This is a genomic window from Novosphingobium sp. APW14 (assembly GCF_032337075.1).
Lineage (GTDB): Bacteria > Pseudomonadota > Alphaproteobacteria > Sphingomonadales > Sphingomonadaceae > Novosphingobium.
Genome location: NZ_JAVYAB010000002.1, coordinates 319639 through 343705 on the forward strand (window position 1 = coordinate 319639; position 24067 = coordinate 343705).

The window sequence follows — 24067 nt, forward strand, 5'->3', positions numbered from 1 at the left end:
CTCCGAAGGGCCTGCCGCCTTCCTGCAGGCCCTTCCACTTTCCGGGCGGGAACAGCATTGGCTGCTTCCCGCCCGTTCTCTTTCATGGCAAGCGAACGAACATGGCTTCACAGGCGCAACCCATCCGCAAGATTCTGATCGTCGGTGGCGGCTCGGCTGGATGGATGACGGCCGCGGCGCTCTCCGCCAACCTCGCGCAGGGGTGCCAGATCGCCCTAGTTGAAAGCGAGGAGATCGGCACGGTCGGTGTGGGCGAGGCGACGATCCCGCCGATCCGCACCTTCAACCAGATGCTGGGCATCGACGAAGCCGACTTCATGAAGCGCACCCAGGCAAGCTACAAGCTGGGGATCGAGTTCGTGAACTGGGGCCGCGACGGCCACCGCTATTTTCACCCCTTCGGTCCGCACGGCCGCGCCTTTGACGTGGTACCGGTGCACCAGCATTGGCTGCTGGCACGGGGCGCGGGCGAAACCGCCGGGTTCGACGAGCATTCGATGGCCTGGCACCTGGCCCGGGCCAATCGCTTTATCCGGCCCAGCGGCGATCCGCGCTCGGTCCTCTCGACCTTCGACTATGCCTATCATTTCGATGCCGGGCTCTATGCCCGTTTTCTGCGCGCCTATTCCGAGGCCCGCGGCGTGGTGCGTCACGAAGGCAAGATCGGATCGGTCCTGCAGAACGGCGAAACGGGCTTTGTGACCGGCGTAACGCTGGAAGACGGCCGCAAGCTTGAGGCCGAGTTGTTCATTGATTGCTCGGGTTTTCGCGGCCTGCTGATCGAAGGCGCGCTGCAGGCCGGCTATGCGGATTGGACGCATTGGCTGCCGTGTGACCGCGCCGTCGCTATTCCATGCGAAAAAGCGGGCGATTTCACCCCCTACACCCGCTCTACCGCGCGCGAGGCCGGCTGGCAGTGGCGCATCCCGTTGCAGCACCGCACCGGCAATGGCCATGTCTATTCCAGCCAGTTCACCAGCGATGAGGCAGCGCTTGATGTGCTGCTCTCCAACCTGGATGGCAAACCGCTGGCCGATCCCAATCGGCTGCGCTTCACCACCGGCATGCGCCGCAAGTTCTGGGACAAGAACGTGGTTGCCGTGGGGCTCTCCAGTGGGTTCCTTGAGCCGCTTGAATCGACCAGTTTGCACTTGATCCAGGCTGGCATTTCCAAGCTGCTGGCGCTGTTCCCCGACACCAGTTTCGATCCCGCCGTGATCGCCGAGTACAACCATATCGCCACGACCGAGATGGAGCGTATCCGCGATTTCATTGTCTTGCACTACAAGCTGATGGACCGTGATGAGCCAATGTGGCGCCATACCGCGGCGATGGAGGTGCCAGACACCCTGGCCTTCAAGATCGACCACTTCCGCCGCTATGGTCGGCACATCCCGCGCGACATGGACCTCTTTGCACCGCCGAGTTGGCACGCGGTCCACATCGGCCAGTTCAACCTGCCCGACGGAACGGATCCGCTGGGGGCTTATCGCCCGAGCGGGCGCGAGTGGCTGGCCAAGCTGCGCAATGCCATGGCCAATGAAGCGGCGCGCCAGCCCAGCCACCAGGCCTTCATCGATCAGCACTGCAAGGCATGACGGATACCGCGCAGCGCGTCAGCCGCGCGGCGGCGCTGCTGGCCGAGCAGGACATCGATGCTGCGCTGGAGACGATCACCGCGGCGACCCGGCGTGACCCCGCCAGCCCGCAGGCTGCCTTTGGTCACGCCCAGATCGCTTTTGAAGCCTGGCAGCCTGCTGCCGCTCTGTTTGAACGCGCTGCGACACTGCTGCCCGGTCAACCCGACCTGATCCGTAACCGCGCGCTCGCTCTGGCCGCCGAAGGGGAAGGTGATCAGGCCGAAGGGCTGATCGAGGCGGTATTGGCGCAGCATCCTGGCTGGCTTGACGGGCACCGGACTCTGGCCGCCATGCGGATCACCAAAGGAGAGGCTGCAGGCTGGGATCGCTCCTATGCCGCAGCGACCGCGCAAGAACCGGCTAACACGGCGCTGTGGCTCGGCTGGTTTCAACAACACGCAACGCGCAAGGATTGGGCCGCGGCGCGCAGGGTCCTCGAAGCGGCAGGGCAGGCCTGCCCGCCATCGCAGGGGCTGGCGCTGTCAACGCTGTTCCTGGCCGCCGAAAGCGGTGACGGCGAAGCAGACTTTGCGCCGTTCACTTCCCTTGCCGATCCGGGCACGGACCTTTGCCATGTCCGCTACCTGCTACGCAGCGGCCAGCCAGCATTGGCGCTGGATATTGCGCAGCGCCACCTTGGCGGGCCGCAAGCGCGGATGTTCTGGCCCTATGCGGGTCTGTGCTGGCGCTTGCTGGGCGATTCCCGGGCGGGTTGGCTCGATGGGGATCCGCTCCACGCAGCCGCGGTTGATCTAAATTTCACGGCGCAGGAACTGGCAGATCTGGCCGCTGCCTTGCGCCAGCTGCACCGGATGAAGGCCCCCTATCCCGAACAGTCGGTCCGTGGCGGGACACAGACTGATCGGCAACTGTTCTTCCACCCCGATCCGGCGATCCGCAAGGCTCGCGACAAGGTGCTGGCCGCGGTCGCGACTTTTGCCGAAGCCTTGCCGCAAGAAGCAGGCCATCCGCTGCTGGAACGCGGCACCGGGCCGCTGCGCTTTGCCGGAAGCTGGTCGGTGCGGCTGGCCGGGGCAGGGTTTCACGCCAGCCACACCCATGTGCGCGGCTGGATCAGTTCGGCCTGCTATATCAGCCTGCCTGAACCGGGCGAGTTGGGCCCGCCGCCATCCGGTTGGTTATCGCTGGGTAGCCCGCCACCAGAGCTGGGGCTTGATCTGCCGCCCCTGATGCAGATCGAACCAAAGCCGGGTCGCCTCGCGCTGTTTGGGTCAACGCTCTGGCATGCGACCGAACCGTTCGCCGCAGGAGAGCGTCTGACCTTCGCTTTCGATGTGGCCGGGCCCCGCTAAGCCATTGAATTGCCGCCGGGCCCTGCCATAACGGTGTGATGGACGAGGACGAGCTGGACCTCACTCCGCCGCGGCGGGTCAAGCTGGGCGTGATCGTGCTGGTGGCGCTGCTGCACCTGGCGGCGATTCTGGCGCTGATCCGCGCCTTTGCACCGGACTTCACGGCGCGGGCGGTGGCGACGATCTCTCGCACTCTTACCGTTACGATTTCCGCCCCGCCACCGCCAGAACTTCAACCGGAACCGAAGCCAGCGGGTGCAGCAGGCGACGCCGGCAAAAAGGCCGTGCCGCGCGAAGTTAGCGCGCCCATGCCCCGGATCGAGATCGCCAGGGCCCCCGCGCCGAAGGCCTCCAGCTCGGGCAGCGCCAATAGTTCTGGCGCGCGCGAAAGCGGTGCCGGCACCGGGGCGGGTGGCAGCGGATCGGGCACGGGCAGTGGCGCCGGCGGAAATGGCGACGGCGGCGGTGCCAGCAAGCCGGTCCACATCGCCGGCCGGATCGACAAGGCATCAGACTTCCCGATTCCGCCCGGCGGGCGCGAGGCGCGGATCGGCAAGGCGGTAATCCTGGCGCTGACAGTCAGTCCGGATGGCCGCGCGACGGCTTGCCGGATCTACAAATCAAGCGGACTGCCCGATACCGATGCCGTAACCTGCCGACTGGCGCAGGAGCGACTGCGGTTCAAGCCCGCGCTGGACGCAAGCGGTGAGCCGGTGACCGGCACTTTCTACTGGCAGCAGAAATTCTTCTTCTGAGCACCTTGATCGCTACTGCGGGGGCGGCAAGGTTGGATCAAAGGGAGAGTAATCGGTCGCCACCGTCCACCCCGTCCCCGCAGAAGGGGATGTCTCGAGCCTTGGCGATACATCGACGCTGGCCGATCCGGGCGTGGTCGATAGCCTGCTGACCAGCGAGCGCTGAGCCGCCCGTTCAGGGCTGTTTGGTGCGGATCAGCATCGAGGTGTCATAACCCAGCGCCTTGGCGCGGGCGATTTGCGTCTCGATCCGGTCCTGGGTGGGTGTCGCTTCGCGCGCCAGCAACCAGAGATAGCGCCCTGACGGCTCGCCGACGATCGCCCATGCGTAATCGTCGGCGTGATCAAGCACCCAGTAATTGCCATAGAACGGGCCGAAAAAGCTGACCTTGAGCTTGGCATTGGTGGCCGGGTCGACAATTTTAGCCTTGCCGTTGGCGACCGACAGCTTGCCGCTGGGCTTGCGGCAGGCATTGCGCACGCTGATCATGCCATCGCTACGCAGGGTATAGTCGGCGCTCACGCCCTCGCAGCCCTTCTGAAACGACTGCTCATAACGGGCAATCTCGTACCAACGGCCGAGGTATTTCGCCAATTCGACCGGCTTGGCTGGTTCCGGCACGGCGCTGTTGCCGATCGGGTGCTTCGGACCTAGCGCGGCACAGCCGGCGAGCAGCGCGGTGGTGGCAAGGGCGAGGACGGCGGTCTTGAAGGGGCGATGCATGGTCATGTGCGATTGTCCGTCCGGCGGCAGTGCCAGCCATTGAATCTGGGGGGTGAACGCCTCTATGCAAGGGGCATGATCGCCCAGACCATTCAGCTCGCCCTGGCTCCCGTCTTCGTGCTGGTCGCAATCGGCAATATCATGAACCTGCTCTCGACCCGGTTGGGCCGGATCGTCGACCGTTCGCGCGAATTGCAGAAGCAGCACGTGGCGACGAGCGGTGCGGAGCATGATGCCGTGGTGATCGAAATTCGCGCGATTGCCACCCGCATCCATCTGATCACCCGCGCGATCTTCCTGATGGTGCTAAGCGGCCTGACCATCGGGTTGACCGTGGCCGTGCTGTTCCTGGAGGAATTCGTCGCCGTCCGCCTGCAGCTCGTGGCGGCAGGCCTGTTCCTGCTGGCAATTGCCCTGCTGATGTGGGCGCTGTTGCTGTTCCTGCGCGAAACGCGGGTTGCTTCGGCCCAGTTGCGGATTCCCAAAAGCCTGTTGGAGCTGGAGCGGGAGATTTAGCTGAGCAGCTTGCGGCCCTTGGCCTCGATTTGGCTGCGGATCATCGGTTCGACAAAGCTGAGCGCGGCGGGCAGTTCGACGGTGAAGGCCACTTCGCTCTCCCCCACTTCGATCGCACCGGTCAATGCCTGGCCCATCGCGCCCACGGTAAGGTTCATCCGGTCATCACCCTGCCAAGCGGTGGTGACCGAGGCAAAGCCGGGGACAAAATTGGCGATCTCGCCCGAGCGTTCGCGCACCCGGCGGCGAGCTTCTTCCTTGCCAAGGCTATGGGGTAGGGCGATCCTCATGGGGCGCTGTCTCCTTCGGGGCCGGCGCCGTACTTATAATCGAGGTAGCGGGTCTTGATCGCCAGGTTGTCGATTGCGCCGCTCGCCAGTTGACGGGTCACGCTGTCGATCTCGGCACTGATCTTGCCCAGACTATCGACCAGGTGCTGGTCCGGGCTACTGCCCCCTTGCCCCTCGCCGCGCAAGTGGCGCGGGATTGAGGTGTAGGTGCTGATCAGTTCCGGCAGGTGATCGCCAACCAGCTTGCGCACTTCCAGCGCCGCCGGAGCATTGTCCGTCAGCCCATCGAGCTGGCTACCCAGCGCATCAAGCTGCAGGCCTAGCGCATCGATCAGTTGAACCGCTGGGGCGGGGAGGGCCGGACGCTGTTGTTCCAGCCACAGCTCGGTCCGCCCGACCAGCGATTTGACATCGCTGCCGCGCAGGCTTTCGCGGGAGGGGGCTTTCAGTTTGGGCACGGCGGCGAAAAAGGCCACGGCAGCGAAGATTGCCAACATGGTCACCAGTACGCCGGTGATGCCGATCCCGTCGATGATCAGACCGGCGATGATCGCGGTAAAGACGATCCCGCCAATCGTGGCCAGCGCGCGCTTCACTTGCCGTGCCGCATGCTCGCGCTTGAGCGCTGCTGAACGCCGGCCGATTGAATTGCGCCGCCCGCCAAAATCGCGGTTGTTGACCAGCGATTGCTTGGCCCGACGTAGGATCACGTCCGAATTGTGCGCCTCGTCGGCCAAGTCATCCCTCCAGGGTCAGCAGGCTGGGGGCGTCCGCCGCCTTGGCGGCCTGCGCAGCCCCCTCGGCGCGGGCGATATAGCCCTTCGACTTTTCGACCTCGGCGGTCAGCGTGGTGACCGTCTGCTTCATGTTTTCCAGCGCCTTCACCTTGAAGGTGTCGATGTTGTCCATCGTGTCGTAGATGTTCTGGAAGGCACGTTGCAGCGTTTCGAGCGGGATCGTGCTTGATGCCGCCATCTCGTGGATTTTGCCGGTCTGGTCGCGCAGCAAGGTGCCGGTGGAATCGATCAGGCCTGCGGTCGTCTCGTTGAGCGCGGTCACCTGCTGCAGCACCAGCCGCTGGTTGGCCATGGCCTGGGCCACGGTAACTGCAGTGCGCAGCGCGGCCACGGTGGTGGTGCTGGCGCGGTCCACGCCTTTCACCAGTTCAACGTTGTTCTTCTTGACCAGGTCGAGCGCGAGGTAACCCTGCACCGTCACAGCCATTTGCGTCAGCAGGTCCTGCGTGCGCTGGCGGACATAGAACAGTGCGGTTTCACGGATTGCCTTGGCCTTGGCCGGATCGCTCGCGTCAAGGTCCGCGGCCTTTTCTTCCAGCTTGGTGTCGAGCGCGCGGCTGATGTGGATCATCTGCTCCAGCGCGCCCATTGCCTCCCACAGTTTCTGGCGCTCCACGTCGATCGCAGCATTGTCCATCAGCAGCTCATCCTTGCCGGACGAGAGGTGCCCCAGCACGGCCTGGATGTGCCCCTGTGCGCTTTCATAGGAATTGAAATAGCGCTTCAGCGAATTGCCGAAGGGGATGAACCCCAGGATCTTGCGACCCTTGGACAGTTTGCCCTGCTTGCCGGGATCAAGCTGCTCAACCGTGCGGCGCAGTTCGGCCAGGTTGGCGCCGACGCCTGATTCCTTGTCCATCGCGCGGACCGGGCGATCGAGGAACCGGTTGCTCATCCCCGCCGCCGTCATGATTTCCTTGCGGCCCATGTTGGTGATCTGATCGACCTTCTTGCCGAACTCTGGCGAGTTGGCATCCGATGCGAGCAGATCATTGACGAAGGCATCGACGCGCTGGTCCAGCTTGGCCTTGGCATCGTCCGCAACCGGGACCAGGCCAACCGCCTGCTCGGGCGCGACGACCGGCACCGGATCGGGCGGGGTCAGGGTGATGGTGGGGGCGGCGGTCTCGGTCGAGGTCGGCGTGGTTGCCATGGGGGGATTCCGTGTTTGCAAATGCTCGGGCCAACATGGGATGGATCGCCACCCAGTTCAAGCTGTATTATTTCTATAACACAGGTGCGCGACCGGAGACAAAAATGCCGCGCTGCCCCTTGCGGTGGCAGCGCGGCGTTAAACGGTCAGCAACGTGGTCAGGCCGCCAGGCTGATCGGCGTAATCTCACCCGCCAGATATTGCCGCTTGGCCTTTGCCCGGCTCAGCTTGCCCGAGCTGGTCCGCGGCAGGGTGCGCGGCGGCACCAGTTCAACGATAGCCGGGTGGCCCAGGATCGAGCGGACCTTGTCGCGGATCGTATCGTGCAGTTTCTGGCGCTCGACCGGATCGGAGACGCGGCAGTGGACCAGCACCGCCACCTCTTCCTCGCCGGTCTCGCTTTCGACCGAGAAGGCGGCGATGTCACCGTGGTTGAAGCCCGGCAGCTGTTCCACGGCCCATTCGATGTCCTGGGGCCAGTGGTTCTTACCGTTGATGATGATCATGTCCTTGGCGCGGCCAACGATGAACAGGTACCCATCAACCATGTAGCCCATGTCACCAGTGTCGAGCCAGCCATCGACCAGGCAGGCCGCAGTCGATTCCGGATCGCGGAAGTAGGAATGCATGACCGACGGGCCCTTGCACCACACCTTGCCGATGTGATGATCGGGCAGCGACTCACCGCGCTCGCCCCGGATCGCCAGTTCCATGTCCTTCACGGCCTTGCCGCAGTTGACGATAGCGCGATAGCGGGCCGGGCGGCTGAGATCGCGCGGGGTGCCGGAAAGGCGCTCTTCCTCGACCAGTTCGACGCGGATTCCTTCGCCCGGGGGCATCAGCGTAACCGCAAGCGTGGCTTCAGCCAGGCCATAGGAAGGCAGGAACGCGCTGGCCTTGAACCCGGCGGGGGCAAAGGCGTTGACGAAGTTCTGCATCACGTCCGGGCGGATCATGTCAGCGCCATTGCCGGCGATCCGCCAGCGCGACAGGTCGAAGCGCTCGGCCACGTTGCTTTGGCTCGAAATACGGCGCGCGCAGATGTCATAGCCGAAGGTCGGCGAATAGCTGCACGAGATTCCCTTGTTGCGGGTAATCATGTCCAGCCATGCCAGCGGACGGCGGGCAAAATCCTCGGTCTTGAGGTAATCGACTGAAACCTGATTAGCGATCATCGACAGGAAGCAGCCAACCAGCCCCATGTCGTGGTACCACGGCAACCACGAAATGCAGCGGTCGTCCTGGGTGAACTGCATGCCGTGGGCATGGCCACTGAGGTTATTGAGCAGGGCTTCGTGGGTTACCGCGACACCATGCGGGAAACGGGTAGAGCCGCTGGAGTACTGCAGATAGCAGATGTCGCCGGGGCTGGCCTGTGGCAGGTCGCACGCGATCGCTGGGGCTTGCAAAAAATCTTCCCAGGCGATTCCATCGCACTTGCCGGTCAGCGCTTCCTGACGCTTGGCGGCGGCGCCGGCCATTTCAGCGATCTCGGCCGGATAGAACAGGACCTTGGGGTCAGAGCTTTGCAACTGCACCGCAAGCTGGTCGATATAGCCGTCCTTGCCGCCAAAGCTGGTCGGCAGCGGCAGCGGCACCGGCCAGGCACCGGCATAGACGGTGCCGCAGAACAGTGCGGCGAACTCGGGGCCGGTTTCAGCAATCAGGGCAACCCGGTCACCCTTGCCGATCCCATGCGCGATCAGGCGATAGGCCATGTCCAGCGCGTCCTGACGCAGTTCGCTGAAGGGGTAGACCCGGATCAGCGTGCCGCGCGGGTCGTGAAAGTTCATGCCCCGCACGCCTTGCGCAGCGTAATCGATCGCGTCGCCAAAAGTGGCGAAGTCCGAAAAGCGGCGCGGGTGCGCATCGTGATTGGGCGTGGGCACCAGCCCAGCCGCTGCGGCACTCGCCAGAGTGGCGGCTTCAGTCATCTAATCTAACCCGTCTTTTTCAGTTCGCTGCGCCGCTGTTCGGCGTCTTGCGGTCCCCAAATGTCTGGATGGCTCCCTGATAGTCCATCCGCACTCTTCCCTAATCGGCTGACAGTGTGGCACGATTAGGGCAATGCCGCCGCATCATGCCTCGAATCCGGACCGCGAAAGGCGGGAACGCCGCCCGCCGCGTCCGCTGGATCGGGATCGGCTGAACGAAATGGCGCTGGCCTATCTGGCCCGATTTGCCACTTCGGCAGCGAAGCTTGAGGGCTATCTCCGCCGCAAGCTGCGCGAACGCGGCTGGGAGGGGGAGGGCGAACCGCCCGTGGCTGCGCTGGTCGAACGCTGCGTTGCAGCCGGATACGTCGATGATGCCGCCTTTGCGCGGAGTAAGGCGGGCAGCCTGCGTCGTCGCGGCTATGGCGCGCGCCGGGTTGACCAGTCGCTGACCGCAGCCGGGATCGCTCCCGATTTGCGCGATGACGTGCGCGGCACCATTCTGGAAGAGCGTCAGGCCGCCTTGGCGCTGGCCCGCAAGCGTCGATTAGGGCCGTTTGGCGCGGCGCCGGCCGATCGCAAGGCGCTTGAAAAGCAGATTGCCGTGCTGCTGCGTGCCGGGCATCGTCTGGACATTGCCCGGCACGTCGTCGAAGCTAGAGACAGGGACGGGCTTGAGGCCTGGTCTGAGGAGGAAGAATGATGCGGCGTTTTGTGTTGACCCTGTTGGCGGCAGCCCTGGCGGCCTGCTCACCCGGCACCGGCGGCGCCGCCCCGACTGCAGCAAAGGTCGTGCATCCCGAATCCGGGTTGGAGGTCATCCCGTTGACCGTGACCAGTGCCAGCGGCGTCCACGAGTTCAAGGTGGAAGTCGCAGCGTCGATGGTCGCGCAGGCCAAGGGCCTGATGTTCCGGACCAAGCTGGGGCCTGACGAAGGGATGATCTTTCCGATGGACCCGCCGCGCGGGGCCAGCTTCTGGATGCGCAACACGGTCATCTCGCTCGACCTGATATTCGTCGCGCCCGATGGCCGGATCAGCAACATCGCCGCCAATGCCGTGCCCTATGACGAGACCCCGCTGCTATCGGTCGGCAAGGTGAAAGGCGTGTTGGAGATCCCCGGCGGCCGCGCGGCTGAACTGGGCATCGCGCCGGGGGACAAGGTCGCATGGTAGTGCTTGCCCGTCCCGTCATCCAAGGCTAACGGGCGAGCATGGGAATTCTTGGCAAGATCTTCACCTGGTGGGACGGCGCGACGATCGGGACGCTGTTCAATTCTGCGCTGACCGGCGAACATGTCGGCACCGACGCGCAAGGCAACAAGTATTACCGCACGAAGAAGGTCCGCAAGGACGGCCCCTTCGCCGGCACTGAGCGTCGCTGGGTGATCTACAATGGTGCCAACGATGCCAGCCGCGTGCCGGCCGAATGGCATGGCTGGCTGCACCATTCCTATGATGGCGTGCCAGAGAGCTTTCTTCCGCCGGCGCGGATCTGGGAAGCGGAATTCACGCCCAATGCCACCGGTACGGCGCAGGCCTATCGTCCCCAGGGCGCGCTTGAGCGTGGCGGCAAGCGGGCCGCGGCAACCGGCGATTACGAGGCCTGGAGCCCGGACGCCTGATCATGCGGCGCCTGCTTGCGCCCGGGCTGGTCCTGTTGCTGGCCGCGTGTAACGGCAGCGGCGATCCTGACGCGACGGGAACGGAAATTCCGCAGGCGGTTGGCGCACAGGCCACTGCCCCGGCGGTTGAGAGCGAATATGGCACGCCGGTCAAGGATCGGGTCGCCACGCTCGGCCTGCTGAACAAGCGCAACAATATCACCCAAGACATCGTCCTGAAATCAGGCGAGGCGCGCCGGATCGGCAACGTGGTCGTCCGACTGGCGACCTGCGAGCGTACCCTGCCGTGGGAGCGCCCGGCCGAGACAGGGGCCTTTGTGCAGGTCTTTGTCGAGGAACGCGCCGATGCCGACAGCCAGCTGGCCTGGCGCAAGGTTTTTTCCGGCTGGCTGTTCAAGAACGCGCCGTCGGTCAACGTGGTGGAGCACCCTGTTTACGATGTCTGGGTGAAGGACTGCGCGATGAAGTTCCCGGGTGAAGAGGACAGCCCCGCTGCTGCCGCATCGCCCAGCAGCGCGCCAAAGGCCGCGGGTAGCGCCAGCCCTTCGCCAGAGCCATCCGCGTCGCCCGCGGCAACGCCTTCGCCTGCGGCTTCAAAGGCGGCGGCGCCCAAGGCGCCCGCAGCCAAGGCCCCGGCACCGTCGGTTGACCTCTGAGCCTGCTGCAACAAGTCGAGGTAGCGCTTTTGGCTGATCTCCACCGCGCCGAGCGAGGCGAGGTGATCGGTCATGAACTGGCAATCCAATAACAACGCTCCGCCGCGGCGTAATGCCGCCACCAGCCAGGCCAGCGCGACCTTCGATGCATCGGGCGCCCGGCTGAACATCGATTCGCCGCAGAATGCGCGGTCAAACCCGACTCCATAGAGGCCGCCAACCAGTTCACCATCCTGCCAACACTCGATCGAGTGGGCCAGGCCAAGCTGGTGGAGCTCGCGATAGCTGGCCTCGATCCGGTCGCTGATCCAGGTTTCATCCGATTCGCGCCGCGGCGCAGCGCAGGCCTGCATGACCGCGGCGAAATCGGCATTGCAGGTAACCGTAAACCGCCCGCGCCGCAGCGTGCGCGCCAGCGAGCGCGAACACCGGAACCCATCCAGCGGCAGGATCGCGCGGCGGCGCGGTTCAACCCAGAAAATCTCAGGATCGTCGCGCGCATCGGACATGGGAAAGATGCCGCTGCGATAGGCCATCATCAGCAGGTCCGGTTCGATAATCAGTTCTGGCACCGAGGCTTGCATGTCCCCAGCATAGCAGATCGCGAGGGCAAGAGGACAAGTTCCTTGCTATCCGTCTTCGCCTGACCTAAGGGCCAGCGCGCCTGCAGGAGTGTAGCTCAGCTGGTAGAGCATCGGTCTCCAAAACCGAGGGCCGCGGGTTCGAATCCTGCCACTCCTGCCACCGCCTCTTCCACCAACAAGCTGAGTTGATGTCCGCCGAGCCTCCTGTCGAGCAATCCGCTCTGCGTCGTCCCCGCCCTGGCCAGCTGCTGACTTCGCAGCCCGCTGCACGCGAAGGCCTGCTGCTTGGGCTGGTGCTGGCCGTGCTGGCCTGCCTGCCAGTGCTGTTCGCCACCTATCCGCAGATGGTGGACTATCCCGCCCACCTGGCCCGCTATTACGTGATGCTGGAGCGCGACGGGAACGAGTTGCTGCAGCGCTATTATGACTTCGAATGGAAGTGGACCGGCAATCTCGCGGCGGACTTGCTCATTCAGCCACTGGCGCCGCTATTCGGGCTAGAGGCGGCTGGCCGCATCATCGCCGGGCTGGTGCCATTGCTGACCGCACTGGGCATCCTGGCGGTTGAATGGAGCCTGCGGCGCCGGGTCGGTGTTGCCTCGCTATTGGCGCTCTGCTTTGTTTGGTCGCCCAGCCTGATCCTCGGGTTCCTGAACTTTGGCCTGGCCCAGTCTGCTGCACTGTTCGCCTTTGCCGGCTGGGTGCGATTGGAGGGCAAGGCGTGGCGACCGTTGCTCTTCCTGCCGGTCGGCATCGCGATATGGGTCATGCATGTTTCGGGTTGGGGCATGCTGGGGATCCTGGTCTTCGGCTATGAATGGCACCGCCAAAAAGGGCTTTCGGCCTTTCTCGCGCCCTGGCCGCTGTTCCTCCCCTTCCTCTCGCTGATCGCGGGCGATCACCCCGGCAGCCTGCCGAGCTATGGCCCCAATGTCTGGGTCTTCAAGTGGGCGATCTGGAAGCAGGCCATGCGCGATGGCGTGGTGTGGCTCGATCATTGGAGCCTGCTGTTCTTCGCGGCGCTCCTCCTCGGTTCGCTCCTCCTCCGCAAAATCGATGGGCGGCTGGGCTGGGCGGCAGCGATCTTGCTGGCGGGCTCGATTGCGATGCCGCGCCATATCTTCGGTGGCGATCTGGCGGATGCCCGAATGATCTATTCGGGCCTGCTGGTCGCCTCGCTCGCGCTCAGCTGGCAGGCGCCGCGCTGGCTGCTTTGGATTGCGCCGGCACTGTTCCTGGTCCGGTTGGGGGTGACAACCGACACTTGGCACCGGGGTTCGGCACGCACCGAGCAGCTGCTTGCCGCGCTTGATCATCTGCCGCGGGGCGCGCGGGTGGCCAACCTGGTGGTCACCAACAGCGGCGTCTGGGGCTATAATGCGCAAGAACACATCGGCGGCTATGCTGTGCTGCGCAAGGATGTCCTGATCAATGCGCACTTTGCCATTCCAGGCGTTCATATGATCAGCACCAGGGAAGGCGGACCGAACTTCCGCGACCCGAGCCAGCGCATGCTGTGGCGCAAGGGACCAATCGACTTGTCCAACTGGGAGCCGGCAAAGGGCATGGACTGGCTGTGGTACGTTGGCCAGCGCGAGCCCGATGCACTGCCGCCCGGCGCGGTAATCGTCTACCGCGCACCCGGCACCCTTGTGGCGCGGCTTGCAAAAGTTCCGGGTGATAGCTAAGTGCGGCGGTGTCTTCCGACATAGGAGTACACATTGCCCCTCCCAGCCACCGCGGCTGGGGCGGCGATGAGCCCTTGGCGGAAGGCGGAAACGAAACTCAAGCGACGGGCTAGAAAGCCATGGCCAAGATCAATCCAGGCGAATTCATGCGTCAGGTGCAGGCGGAAGCGCGCAAGGTCGTGTGGCCGACGCGCCAGGAAACCACGACCACTGCGATTTTCGTGGGGATCATGATGCTGGTATTGGCCTTGTTCTTCCTTAGCGTTGACACGGTTTTTGGCGCCATCGTGCGCTGGCTGCTCTCGCTCGCCTGATCTGTCGCATTCATCCAGACACGGAATTTCAACATGGCTCGCTGGTACATCATCCACGCCTACTCGGGCTTCGAGAACAAGGTGCGCGAATCGATCCTGTCCGAGGCTGAGCGCCTGGGCCTGTCGGCGCTGGTCGAAGCGGTCGAAGTGCCGTCTGAAACGGTCACCGAAGTGAAGCGGGGCAAAAAGGTTCAGGTCGAACGCAAGACCATGCCGGGCTATGTCCTTGCCAAGCTGGCGATGAACGACGACGTCTACCACCTCGTCAAGAACACCGCGAAGGTGACTGGGTTCCTCGGCAACAACAACAAGCCGCAGCCGATTTCGGACCGCGAAGCCGCCCGCTATTTCGGTGCGCGCGATGCCGCCGCAGCCGAACCGAAGAAGCACATCAGTGTCGATTACGAAATCGGCGATTCGGTGAAGGTCCTCGATGGTCCGTTCAGCTCGTTCACCGGCGTGGTGGAAGAGCTCGATTTCGACAAGAACCGGGTCAAGGTCTCGGTCTCGATCTTTGGCCGCGCCACTCCGGTGGAGCTCGACTTCGAGCACGTCGAACTGGTCAAGTAATTGCCTGCGCCTCGGCGCGAGAACGGTTGCATTTCAGCCGACTTTCGCCTAGGCGCGCGCCTTCGCTTGGGGCAACCTGAGTGATTCCGTGCGGGAGAAGGGCCCCGGCCCCTCGTCTGACCGCTTACTCTGAAGCCCGCCTTGCCGGGCTGACAGGAAGAAAGGAGGCCCATCGTGGCCAAGAAGATTGAAGGTTACATCAAGCTGCAGGTGCCTGCGGGCTCTGCCACGCCCTCGCCGCCGATCGGCCCTGCGCTGGGTCAGCGCGGCGTGAACATCATGGAATTCTGCAAGGCGTTCAACGCCGCCACGCAGGACCTTGAAAAGGCCATGCCGATCCCGACCATCATCACGGTCTATGCGGATCGCAGCTTCACCTTTGTCACCAAGACCCCGCCTGCCACCTTCCTGATCAAGAAGGCGATCAACCTGAAGTCGGGCTCGAAGGAGCCGGGCAAGGTGTCGGCCGGAACGATTAAGCGTTCGCAGCTGGCTGAGATTGCCCAGGTCAAGATGGCCGATCTCAACGCGAACGACATCGAAGCGGCAACGAAGATCATCGAAGGCTCCGCGCGCGCGATGGGCCTGCAGGTCGTGGAGGGCTAATCACATGGCACAGACCAAGAAGCAGAAGATGCTGGCCGAAAAGCTGGGTGACAATCAGGCCGTGCACGGCTTTGATGAAGCGCTGAAGCTGCTGCGCGAGCTGAAGACCACCAAGTTTGACGAAACGCTGGAAGTCTCGCTCAACCTCGGTGTCGATCCGCGCCACGCTGACCAGATGGTCCGCGGCATGGTTACTCTGCCGTCGGGCACTGGTAAGGACGTCAAGGTTGCCGTCTTCGCCCGTGGCGACAAGGCTGAAGCAGCTCTTGCTGCCGGCGCTGACAAGGTTGGCGCCGAAGACCTGCTGGAAGACATGCAGAACGGCAACCTCGACTATGGCCGCGTGATTGCCACGCCGGACCTGATGGGTCTGGTTGGCCGCCTCGGCAAGGTGCTGGGTCCGAAGGGCCTGATGCCGAACCCGAAGCTGGGCACCGTCACCCCGAACGTTGCCGAAGCGGTCAAGGCTGCCAAGGGCGGCCAGATCGAATTCCGCGTCGAAAAGGCCGGGATCATCCACGGTGGCATCGGCAAGATGAGCTTCAGCGATGATGCGCTGAAGGCCAACTTCGAAGCCTTCGTCGATGCCGTGGTCAAGGCCAAGCCGTCGGGCGCCAAGGGCAAGTACCTGCGCAAGGCTGGTCTGTCCTCGTCGATGGGTCCGGGCCTGAAGCTTGACGTGGCGCAGGTCCACAGCGCCTAAGCTGGGATCCAAGCCTGAAATAGCAAAGGGCCGGGAGGGGAAACCTTCCCGGCCCTTTTGCTTTGTGGCATGGTTTCATCCGAAGGAGATGAAATCATGCGACTTTTTCTGGCGACAATGCTAGCGGCCGGCACTGCCTCGGCCCCGTCTGCTTCGGTGCCTCAGACCCATGCGCAGATCGACGTGCCGCGCGCCCGGGCGCAGCAGGTTATCGTTCAGAGCCGGGAATTCCCGGCCGGCGGGGAAAGCGGCTGGCATATCCACCCGGGAACAGAGATTGCCTATATCACAGCCGGGCAGCTTGAACTGCGGGTTAAGGGCAAGACCACCTATCTGAATCCTGGTGACAGTTTCACCGTGCCGCGCGGCGTGGCCCACAATGGCGCGAACCACGCCAGCGAGGCAGCCCACGTGGTGATCACGCTGGTCGTCGACAAAGGTGTGCCGGCGCGTCAGGCTGTCTCGGCGCCCTGATCGGGCTTTCCAATTCCGGCAGCCGAAGACCGCTAAGATGCGCCGACTGATTACCGCTGGGCCAGGTTGGCGGCGGTGTAACATTCCACCACCAGCGCCAAACCGCTGCCATCAGGCAGGCTGAGCAGGGCATGGTGGCTGGATATTGCGCCAGCAGGGCAGGCGGGATCACCCTGCCGGACCGAAGAGAGGGTTTTCCGGCCAAAGTTCAGACTGGCTGCGACCTGGCCAAAGGGACGGTCGGTTTCGGCCAGTTCCCTGTTCATCGCGGCAGTGAGCCGGACGGGTACGAACCAGTTATGGGCCTGGCTAAGCACCGTTTCGCCGCAGACCAGTTGCACGTGCCGATAGCCAATCGGTTCATCCGGCCCGATCCCCAGCGTCGTCCGCAACCCGGCCGGTGGGGCGGCATCTGTGCCCTTGACCAGGCGTGCTGAGATCCTTGCGCCCTGGGCGATACCGCGCCCTTCGCACCACACGCGCAGGGCCTCAGTCGCGCTGGCGTGGGCCGCCAGGTTGGCTTCGAATGCATCGAGAATTGGGTCATCAGCGGCGTGGGTGCCGCTGGGCAGGATCAACGAGCCAACGGCCAGGGTCATTGTGGCCAGCCTAAATTCCACCAGCGACCGCCTCACGGCCAGTTGCGGTAAGGCCAGCGGCCAGCGCAGCCGAGCAGGCTTCGAGCAATTGGGGATCGGTGCTGCGGATCACAAAGTTCGCGCCCACGCGCCCTTCACGGAAGAAGGGATAGGATCCGATCGCCACGCCTTCATGGTCTTTTTCGGTCTGGCGCAACAGGTCGGCAATCTCGCTCTCGGGCACCCAGCAACCGACCGTGGTCGAAAGCACGGGCAGGCCGCCTTCCAGCGTGCCGGTGAGGGCATCGAGCATGCCAGCGGTGATCGATGGAACTCCGGCCATGATGAAAATGTTGGCGATCTTGATGCCCGGTGCGCCCGACATCCGGTTGGGGATCAAGTCTGCCCCGGCCGGCACACGGGCCATGCGCAGGCGGGCATCATTGAGTCCCCCGCGGGTTTCGTAATAGCGTTCCAGGATCGCCCGGGCATCGGGATGGATTACCACCTCCACGCCCAGCGCTGCGGCGATTGCATCGACGGTGATATCGTCATGCGTGGGGCCGATCCCACCGGTCGTGAACAGGTAATCGTTTCGGACGCGCAGGAGGTTGACCGCTTCGACGATGGCCGCCTCGTCATCGGCAACCACGCGGACTTCCTTCAGGCGGATGCCCTGCACGTTCAGCCATGCGGCGACTTGCGCCACGTTCTTGTCCTGGGTGCGACCAGAAAGAATTTCATCGCCGATCACAAGCAGCGCGGCGGTCCAGGTGCGGGAAGTGTCAGCCATGGCGGCGGGTTAGGCCAAAGCCGCCCGCCGCGCAATCAGGGCTTTGGTCGGCCTGCCCGGTTCAGGCCTCAACCGGCTGGCGCACCCGGCGGAATTGCAGCACGCCGTCATCAAGCGGGGCCTGCCGCATGTCCTGCTTGTCCTGGCGGTAATCCTGATTGAGCCGCCATGGCAGGCTGGCCGCATTGCGCGGCATCATGTGCTTCCCGCGCTGGATGTAGCCCGAGGAGAAGTCGAAGATATCGTCCTCTTCCGGCTCCTGACCTTCGGGCATGACCGGGACGGCAGCCTGGGCGTGGATCGCATCCATCTGCTTGAGCAGGCGGGTCAGGTAATCACCGATGATGTCTACCCGCAGGGTCCAGCTGGCGTTCAGATAGCCGAACACGGCCGCCAGATTTGGCACGTTCGAGAACATGCAGTTGCGGTAATAATAGTGCTTCGAGAAATCGACCGCCTTGCCGTCGACCGAAACCGCGATCTTGCCGGCAACCGCCAGCTTCAGCCCGGTGGCCGTGACGATGATGTCGGCATCAAGATGTTCGCCCGATTTGAGCGTGATGCCCGTCTTGTCGAACTTTTCGATCTGGTCCGTCACCACGCTGGCCTTGCCGGCCTTGATCGCTTCAAAGAAATCGGCGTCGGGCACCAGGCACAGGCGCTGTTCCCACGGATTGTAGGGCGGGGTGAAATCGGCCTTGTTGTAATTGGGCCCCAGGTTTTCCTGCAGCTGCTTTTCCAGGAACGCCTTGACCTTCTCCGGTGCGGTCCGCGCACGCTTGAAGACCAGATCCTGGAAGAAGATGTTCTTGGCGCGGGTGATGGCATAGGCCACCTTTTCCGGCAGGAACTTGCGCAGGGTATTGGCAAAGCGGTCCTTGGCCGGGCGGCTCACCATCCAGGTCGGCGTGCGCTGAAGCATGGTGACATGCGCGGCGCCAGAATTTGCCATCGACGGTACGATCGTGACAGCAGTGGCCCCCGATCCGATCACCACGACCTTCTTGCCGGTGTAATCCAGGTCCTTTGGCCAGAACTGCGGGTGGATTACCTGGCCCTTGAAGTCCTTCCGCCCCGGGAAGTTCGCGTCATAGGGATCGTCATAATCGTAATAGCCGGCGCCCAGGTACAGGAAGCTGGCCATGACGCGGCCCTGCTTGCCATCCTTGCCTTCGGTAACCACGGTCCAGCGCGCAGTTTCGCTATCCCAATCGGCGCTGACCACCTTCAGGCCAAAGCGCATATTGGGGCGCAGGCCATATTCATCGCTGATTTCGCCAAGATATTCGAGAATCGAGGGGCCATCGGCGATCGAACGCTCATGCTTCCACGGTGCGAAGGCAAAGCCCAGGGTGTGCATGTCACTGTCGGAACGGATGCCGGGATAGCGGAACAGGTCCCAGGTGCCGCCCAGTTGATCGCGCCGGTCCAGAATCGCATAGCGTTTGCCGGGGCATTCCTTGGTCAGGTGCACGGCCATGCCGATACCGGAAATTCCGGCACCGATGATCAGAAAATCAAGCACTTCATCCACGGGTGACGCAATGGGCGTAACGGCGTTCATCGATCTGGTCTCCCACCAGCAATTGACATGACTGTCAGTATTAACCGACCGCTTAACGCAAGCAGTCAGCGATTGCCAGTACCATGCGTCTTTGGCAGGACTTGGCAATGATCATTGCATCGCGTCGCTATATTGCCGGACGGGTTACCAACGGCACGCTCGCCCTGGATGGACAGCCGCGGGGCAAATTGCCTCCTGGCGCTTTTGACTGGATTGGCCTGCACGCGCCGGATGCGGCCGAGATGGCCTTGTTGCAGGCGCAGTTCGGGTTGCATCCGCTGGCGGTTGAGGATGCGCTCAATCCCATGCAGATGCCCAAGGTGGATGCCTATGGGCAGCAGCTGTTCATTGTGGCCCGCACCGCCGCGATCGAAGAGGGCGACAAGATCGCCTATGGTCAGACGGCGCTGTTCCTGGGTCGTGATTTCATTGTCACGGTCCGGTTCGGGTCAGATCGCGATCACGGCATTGTGCGCAGCCGGCTGGAGGCCGCGGCCGAGCACCTGATCGAAGGGCCAGACTATGTTGCCCATGCGATCCTCGATTTCGTGGTCGATGGCTATCAACCCTTGATGGAAAAGCTTGAGGAGTCGGTCCAGACGATTGAGGAACGGGCCATTGATGCTTTTCCAGAACCCTCCACAATTCGGCGCATTTTCCGCCTGCGCCGCCAGCTGCGCCGCTTTGTGCGGATCGTCGGGCCAATGGAAGAGGTCTGCGAACGGCTTTCGGCAATTGAGCTGCCGGTGATCGATGCCGGTGCGCGGGTCTGGTACCGCGATGTGCTTGATCACATGCGCCGCACCTTGCGGCGGATTGCCGGGCTGAATGAAACGCTCGCTTCGGTTGTCGAAACGGCCAGCCTGCTCGAGCAGCATCGCCAGGGCATGATGACCCGGCAGCTTGCCGCATGGGCCGCAATCTTGGCGGTGCCGACCGCCATTGCCGGGATTTATGGGATGAACTTTGATTACATGCCAGAACTGCGTCAGCCGTGGGGCTATCCGGCGGTACTGGCAGTCATCGCGCTGATTTGCGGCGGTCTGTGGTTGCGATTCCGGCAGATTGACTGGCTGTGATCCCGCGCTGGCTGTGGACAGCGGGCGCGGTGAAACCAATTGCCGCTGTCGCCGTTGTCACTTGCCTGTCATAGGGCGGTCACAATCGGATCGGGGGATTCGCAAAAATGTTTGGCTGGTTTCAGCGTCTGTTGCCCAAATCGGGCGACTTTTTTGTTCTTTTCGAGCGCCATGGCGCGTCGATGGTTGGTGCCGCCCAGGCGCTTGTCAGCCTGACCTCCGGCGAAGGTGACCGGGTGCAGCAGCTGCGGGTGATCCGCGATCAGGAGCATGCAGCGGATGAGGTTATCCGCGAAGTACTGCACGAGGTGCGCCATACCTTCCTGACGCCCTTTGATCGCGGCGCGATTACCGCGCTGATCGGGGCGATGGATGATACCATCGATGAAATGAATGCCACCGCCAGCGCGATCGAATTGCTGGAGGTTACGACTTATGACCAACAGATGCAGGACATCGCCCGGGTCGTGCTCGATGCCTGCAAGCTGATCTGCGAGGCCCTGCCGCTGCTGCGCGATGTTGAGCGCCAGGGGCGCCGCCTGCATGAACTGACTGCGCGGATCGTCCAGCTTGAAGGGCAGGTTGATGGCTTGCACGATTCCGGCATGCGCGCCGCCTTCCAGGCCCAGAAGGTCAAGAGTGATCCGCTGGCCTTCATGGTCAGCCGCGAGATTTACAAGCATCTCGAACGGGTCGCTGACGCCTTTGAGGATGTCGCGAACGAGATTGACAGTCTCGTCATCGATCACGGCTAAGGCCCGGACAAGGACCCTGCGCCATGCATGAGCTGGCCTTTCCGCTGCTGGTCGGACTGATTGTCCTGGCCCTGGCCTTTGATTTCCTCAACGGCCTGCACGACGCAGCCAATTCGATCGCGACAGTCGTTTCGACGCGCCTGCTCAGCCCGGTGATGGCGGTTGTGTTTGCGGCCGCGGGCAATTTTGCTGCCTATTGGCTGGTGGGGCTGCATGTCGCCGAAACTGTCGGCAAGGGGATCATTGACAAGGATATGGTCACCCCTGCCGTGGTGTTTGGGGCGTTGATTGGGGCCATGTTCTGGAACGTCGTCACATGGATCAAGGGGATTCCCTCCTCTTCGAGCCATGCGCTCATCGGCGGCCTGCTTGGTGCCGGCATTGCCCATGGCGGGCTTGGTGTCGTCGAGAGTTCGGGAACGACCAAGACTGTCCTGGCGATTTTCCTCTCGCCATTGATCGGATTTGGCATCGCGATGTTGATGGTGCTCATCACTTCGTGGCTGTTCAAGGGCTTCCAGCCGCGCCGCGCTGAAGGCGTGTTCAAGACGCTGCATCTGTTCAGTTCAGCAGCTTATTCGATCAGCCATGGTGGCAATGATGCCCAGAAAACGATGGGGATCATCACGGTCCTGCTCTATTCGACCGGCTATCTGCAGGGTGAGTTCCACGTGCCCGAATGGGTGGTGATTGCCTGCTATCTGGCGATCTCGCTGGGGACGATGTCCGGCGGCTGGAAGATCATCAAGACGATGGGGACCAAACTGACCAAGCTTAACCACCACACTGGATTTTCCGCCAGCACGGCGGGTTCAATCGTGGTGTTCGGTGCGTCGGCAATGGGCATCCCGATTTCAACCACGCATGCCATAACGGGGTCGGTGATCGGCACTGGCGCTGCACGCAAGGCCAGCGCGGTGCGCTGGGGCGTGGCAACGCGGGTGGTGATGGCCTGGTTCATCACGATCCCGGCCAGCGCGGCCGTTGGCGCGCTGTTTTATACCCTGACCCGGATGTTCTGACCTAGCCGGCAATCGCGCCGAACAGATCGTGCTCGTCGGCATCCTCGATGGTCACATTTACGATATCGCCCGGCTGCAGGGTGGACGGCACTTCGCGCAGGTGCACGGCGCCATCAATCTCGGGCGCGTCGGCCTGTGAGCGGCCGGTCGCGCCGATGTCGCCCTCTTCATCTGCCTCGCCCACCGCGTCGATGATCACCGACAGGGTCCGCCCGATCTTGGCCTGAAGCTTGGCCGCGCTGATGGCCGCGGTTTTTTCCATGATCCGGGCGTAGCGCTCTTCCTTGACTTCCTCTGGCACGGCACCCGGCAGGTCATTGGCGGCAGCGCCAGCAACGGGTTCAAAGCGGAACGCGCCCACCCGGTCGAGTTGGGCTTCGTCCAGCCAGTCGAGCAGGTATTGGAAATCAGCCTCGGTCTCTCCCGGGAAGCCTACCACGAAGGAGGATCGCACGGCGATATCGGGGCAGATAGAACGCCACGATTTCAAGCGTTCAAGCACCTTGGCTTCGTTGGCCGGGCGTTTCATCGCCTTCAGTACAGAGGGGCTGGCGTGCTGGAACGGAATGTCCAGATAAGGGGTCAGCAAGCCCTCGGCCATCAGCGGGATCACCGCATCGACATGCGGATAGGGATAGACATAGTGCAGCCGCACCCACGGGGCCTGCCCGTCGGCGGTGCGCAGCTGGCCCAGCTCACGGGCCAGGTCGGTCATATGGGCGCGGACCTGGCGGTCTTTCCAGACGCGTTCCTCGTGGCGGATATCCACCCCATAGGCCGAGGTATCCTGGCTGATCACCAGCAGTTCCTTGGTGCCGGCCGCGACCAGCTTTTCCGCCTCGCGCAGCACGGCATCGACCCGGCGGCTGGTCAACTTGCCGCGCAGTTGCGGGATGATGCAGAAGGCGCAGGAATGGTTGCAGCCTTCGGAAATCTTGAGATAGCTGTAGTGCCGCGGCGTCAGCTTCACGCCAGCGTCGTTTGGCATCTGCGGGATCAGGTCGATGAAAGGCCCCTGCGACGGCGGCGCAGCCTCGTGAACTGCTTCGACCACAGCCTCATACTGGTGCGCGCCGGTTACGGCGAGCACTTGCGGGAAGCGGGCGCGGATCGTCTCCGCCTCATCGCCCATGCAGCCGGTCACGATAACGCGGCCATTCTCCGCAATCGCCTCGCCAATTGCGGCCAGGCTCTCCTCCTTGGCGGAATCAAGGAAGCCGCAGGTATTCACCAGCACAACGTCCGCCCCGGCATAGTCGGGGCTCATCGCGTAACCATCGGCGCGAAGCTGGGTCAGGATCCGTTCGGAATCAACCAGAGCCTTCGGGCAGCCAAGGCTGACCATGCCCACACGTTTCTGGTCGGGAAGTTCAAGTGCCATGGGGGCGGGCCCTTACACTGCATGGCCCAAAAGTGCTAGGGAAAGCGGATGCAGATTACGATCACCAAGGGGCAGGCCGAAGACCGGATCGCGATCGTCCTGGCCAATGGTCGGCAGTTGGACTCCACTTTCCCGAAAAAGGGTTTCATTCCGCATGATGCGGTGCACCTGTTTGTCGAACGCGAACTGGGCCTCAATAACGCCTTTTGGGGGATGGTTGCTTCCGGTAACCACCCTGAGGAGATCGCCGGAATTGCCAAGGCGGCGGGCCACGCCAGTGCCTCGCGCAATACGGTGCCGGATGCGGCGATTGTCGAGCTGCTTCAGGCGGAGCGTATCGTTGAATGCTTCGAAGCCGACCAGTGGAGCGGCAGCAGCAGCGCGGTGGACGATCTGATCGCCATGGCAGCAGTGGCCTGTAATTCTTCGCACGTGCCGCTGCCTGACCTTGATGGCGCGCAGGTTGCGGCGATCAGGGCGCAAATCATCGCGTTCGCGCAGGATTGGATGGCTGCCCCGCTCGGGCACGTTGCCCGCTTTGAATGGGAGTGAC

The 24067-nt window shown here is 63.3% G+C and carries 27 protein-coding genes, 1 tRNA gene and 1 pseudogene; 19 read left to right on the top strand and 10 right to left on the bottom strand.

The features are described from left to right. Positions 1-101: 101 nt before the first annotated feature. From RQP55_RS04185 to RQP55_RS04195, 3 genes are read left to right on the top strand one after another with little or no spacing between them, the layout of a single operon-like run. Positions 102-1598 carry a tryptophan halogenase family protein gene (locus tag RQP55_RS04185; RefSeq protein ID WP_315608928.1) on the top strand — a complete coding sequence of 499 codons (1497 nt, stop codon included), beginning with the start codon at positions 102-104 and terminating at the stop codon, positions 1596-1598. Next, complete coding sequence (locus RQP55_RS04190; RefSeq protein ID WP_315608929.1) at positions 1595-2953, top strand: putative 2OG-Fe(II) oxygenase; 1359 nt, start codon at positions 1595-1597, stop codon at positions 2951-2953. The genes RQP55_RS04185 and RQP55_RS04190 overlap by 4 nt, the downstream gene beginning before the upstream one ends. Before the next feature lie 38 nt (positions 2954-2991). After that, on the top strand, positions 2992-3708 hold the full coding sequence (locus RQP55_RS04195) for an energy transducer TonB (protein WP_315608930.1): 717 nt from the start codon (positions 2992-2994) through the stop codon (positions 3706-3708). Positions 3709-3883: 175 nt separating this feature from the next. On the opposite strand, the gene RQP55_RS04200 is transcribed toward RQP55_RS04195, so the two are convergent. Continuing rightward, a complete protein-coding gene (locus RQP55_RS04200; protein WP_315608931.1) occupies positions 3884-4438 on the bottom strand; it encodes a lipocalin family protein in 555 nt (184 codons plus the stop codon). A 69-nt stretch (positions 4439-4507) separates the two neighbouring features. Here RQP55_RS04200 and RQP55_RS04205 point away from each other — a divergent pair, with 69 nt between their 5' ends. Further along, complete coding sequence (locus RQP55_RS04205) at positions 4508-4948, top strand: DUF2721 domain-containing protein (RefSeq protein WP_315608932.1); 441 nt, start codon at positions 4508-4510, stop codon at positions 4946-4948. Here RQP55_RS04205 and RQP55_RS04210 read toward each other — a convergent pair. The 4 genes from RQP55_RS04210 to RQP55_RS04225 form a co-directional block, all read right to left on the bottom strand. After that, on the bottom strand, positions 4945-5238 hold the full coding sequence (locus RQP55_RS04210; protein WP_315608933.1) for a polyhydroxyalkanoic acid system family protein: 294 nt from the start codon (positions 5236-5238) through the stop codon (positions 4945-4947). The two genes, RQP55_RS04205 and RQP55_RS04210, sit on opposite strands and share 4 nt — an antisense overlap. Beyond that, positions 5235-5975: a hypothetical protein gene (locus tag RQP55_RS04215; protein ID WP_315608934.1), complete on the bottom strand. Its 741-nt coding sequence runs from the start codon at positions 5973-5975 to the stop codon at positions 5235-5237. The genes RQP55_RS04210 and RQP55_RS04215 overlap by 4 nt, the downstream gene beginning before the upstream one ends. A 1-nt stretch (position 5976) precedes the next feature. After that, on the bottom strand, positions 5977-7188 hold the full coding sequence (locus tag RQP55_RS04220; RefSeq protein WP_315608935.1) for a toxic anion resistance protein: 1212 nt from the start codon (positions 7186-7188) through the stop codon (positions 5977-5979). Positions 7189-7346: 158 nt separating this feature from the next. After that, positions 7347-9122 (bottom strand): fatty acyl-AMP ligase, encoded by a 1776-nt coding sequence (locus tag RQP55_RS04225; protein WP_315608936.1) that lies wholly within the window; start codon positions 9120-9122, stop codon positions 7347-7349. 133 nt (positions 9123-9255) lie between these two features. Between RQP55_RS04225 and RQP55_RS04230 the strand changes: the two genes are divergently transcribed. The 4 genes and pseudogenes from RQP55_RS04230 to RQP55_RS04245 form a co-directional block, all read left to right on the top strand. Further along, positions 9256-9825 (top strand): regulatory protein RecX, encoded by a 570-nt coding sequence (locus RQP55_RS04230; protein ID WP_315608937.1) that lies wholly within the window; start codon positions 9256-9258, stop codon positions 9823-9825. Continuing rightward, positions 9825-10298, top strand: coding sequence for a DUF192 domain-containing protein (locus RQP55_RS04235; protein WP_315609005.1), 474 nt, complete (start codon positions 9825-9827; stop codon positions 10296-10298). Before RQP55_RS04230 ends, RQP55_RS04235 begins: the two co-directional genes overlap by 1 nt. A 38-nt stretch (positions 10299-10336) precedes the next feature. Further along, positions 10337-10747: an NADH:ubiquinone oxidoreductase subunit NDUFA12 gene (locus RQP55_RS04240; protein ID WP_315608938.1), complete on the top strand. Its 411-nt coding sequence runs from the start codon at positions 10337-10339 to the stop codon at positions 10745-10747. 2 nt (positions 10748-10749) lie between these two features. Further along, positions 10750-11145 (top strand): annotated as a pseudogene (locus RQP55_RS04245) (DUF2155 domain-containing protein); the annotation flags it as partial. Positions 11146-11180: 35 nt separating this feature from the next. Here the strand turns inward: RQP55_RS04245 and aat are convergent. Continuing rightward, positions 11181-11987, bottom strand: coding sequence for a leucyl/phenylalanyl-tRNA--protein transferase (aat, locus tag RQP55_RS04250; RefSeq protein ID WP_315608939.1), 807 nt, complete (start codon positions 11985-11987; stop codon positions 11181-11183). A gap of 84 nt (positions 11988-12071) precedes the next feature. On the opposite strand from aat, the gene RQP55_RS04255 reads away from it, so the two are divergent. From RQP55_RS04255 to RQP55_RS04285, 7 genes are all read left to right on the top strand, one after another. Beyond that, positions 12072-12147 (top strand) — tRNA-Trp (locus RQP55_RS04255). Positions 12148-12175: 28 nt separating this feature from the next. Continuing rightward, complete coding sequence (locus RQP55_RS04260) at positions 12176-13675, top strand: hypothetical protein (RefSeq protein WP_315608940.1); 1500 nt, start codon at positions 12176-12178, stop codon at positions 13673-13675. Between the two features lie 119 nt (positions 13676-13794). Then, the gene (secE, locus tag RQP55_RS04265) at positions 13795-13989 is read left to right on the top strand and encodes a preprotein translocase subunit SecE (RefSeq protein WP_315608941.1); all 195 of its coding nucleotides are present in this window, start codon (positions 13795-13797) and stop codon (positions 13987-13989) included. Positions 13990-14022: 33 nt separating this feature from the next. Then, positions 14023-14559, top strand: coding sequence for a transcription termination/antitermination protein NusG (gene nusG / locus RQP55_RS04270; RefSeq protein ID WP_315608942.1), 537 nt, complete (start codon positions 14023-14025; stop codon positions 14557-14559). Positions 14560-14733: 174 nt separating this feature from the next. After that, a complete protein-coding gene (gene rplK / locus RQP55_RS04275; RefSeq protein ID WP_315608943.1) occupies positions 14734-15165 on the top strand; it encodes a 50S ribosomal protein L11 in 432 nt (143 codons plus the stop codon). A 4-nt stretch (positions 15166-15169) separates the two neighbouring features. Next, positions 15170-15868 carry a 50S ribosomal protein L1 gene (gene rplA, locus RQP55_RS04280; protein WP_315608944.1) on the top strand — a complete coding sequence of 233 codons (699 nt, stop codon included), beginning with the start codon at positions 15170-15172 and terminating at the stop codon, positions 15866-15868. Between the two features lie 96 nt (positions 15869-15964). Further along, a complete protein-coding gene (locus RQP55_RS04285) occupies positions 15965-16342 on the top strand; it encodes a cupin domain-containing protein (protein WP_315608945.1) in 378 nt (125 codons plus the stop codon). A 50-nt stretch (positions 16343-16392) separates the two neighbouring features. Here the strand turns inward: RQP55_RS04285 and RQP55_RS04290 are convergent, their stop codons facing one another. The 3 genes from RQP55_RS04290 to RQP55_RS04300 form a co-directional block, all read right to left on the bottom strand. Then, the gene (locus tag RQP55_RS04290; protein ID WP_315608946.1) at positions 16393-16962 is read right to left on the bottom strand and encodes a hypothetical protein; all 570 of its coding nucleotides are present in this window, start codon (positions 16960-16962) and stop codon (positions 16393-16395) included. Continuing rightward, positions 16952-17713: a competence/damage-inducible protein A gene (locus RQP55_RS04295; protein WP_315608947.1), complete on the bottom strand. Its 762-nt coding sequence runs from the start codon at positions 17711-17713 to the stop codon at positions 16952-16954. Before RQP55_RS04295 ends, RQP55_RS04290 begins: the two co-directional genes overlap by 11 nt. Positions 17714-17774: 61 nt before the next feature. After that, entirely contained in the window at positions 17775-19277 is a 1503-nt protein-coding gene (locus RQP55_RS04300) for an NAD(P)/FAD-dependent oxidoreductase (protein WP_315608948.1), read from the bottom strand. Between the two features lie 107 nt (positions 19278-19384). On the opposite strand from RQP55_RS04300, the gene RQP55_RS04305 reads away from it, so the two are divergent. The 3 genes from RQP55_RS04305 (at position 19385) to RQP55_RS04315 (ending at position 22133) form a co-directional block, all read left to right on the top strand. Continuing rightward, entirely contained in the window at positions 19385-20356 is a 972-nt protein-coding gene (locus tag RQP55_RS04305; RefSeq protein WP_315608949.1) for a magnesium and cobalt transport protein CorA, read from the top strand. A 107-nt stretch (positions 20357-20463) separates the two neighbouring features. Then, positions 20464-21111: a DUF47 domain-containing protein gene (locus tag RQP55_RS04310; RefSeq protein ID WP_315608950.1), complete on the top strand. Its 648-nt coding sequence runs from the start codon at positions 20464-20466 to the stop codon at positions 21109-21111. 23 nt (positions 21112-21134) lie between these two features. Beyond that, on the top strand, positions 21135-22133 hold the full coding sequence (locus tag RQP55_RS04315) for an anion permease (RefSeq protein ID WP_315608951.1): 999 nt from the start codon (positions 21135-21137) through the stop codon (positions 22131-22133). A gap of 1 nt (position 22134) precedes the next feature. Here RQP55_RS04315 and rimO read toward each other — a convergent pair whose 3' ends face one another. Next, positions 22135-23514 (bottom strand): 30S ribosomal protein S12 methylthiotransferase RimO, encoded by a 1380-nt coding sequence (gene rimO, locus RQP55_RS04320; protein ID WP_315608952.1) that lies wholly within the window; start codon positions 23512-23514, stop codon positions 22135-22137. 48 nt (positions 23515-23562) lie between these two features. Here rimO and RQP55_RS04325 point away from each other — a divergent pair, with 48 nt between their 5' ends. Further along, positions 23563-24066 (top strand): hypothetical protein, encoded by a 504-nt coding sequence (locus RQP55_RS04325; protein WP_315608953.1) that lies wholly within the window; start codon positions 23563-23565, stop codon positions 24064-24066. Position 24067 lies beyond the last annotated feature (1 nt).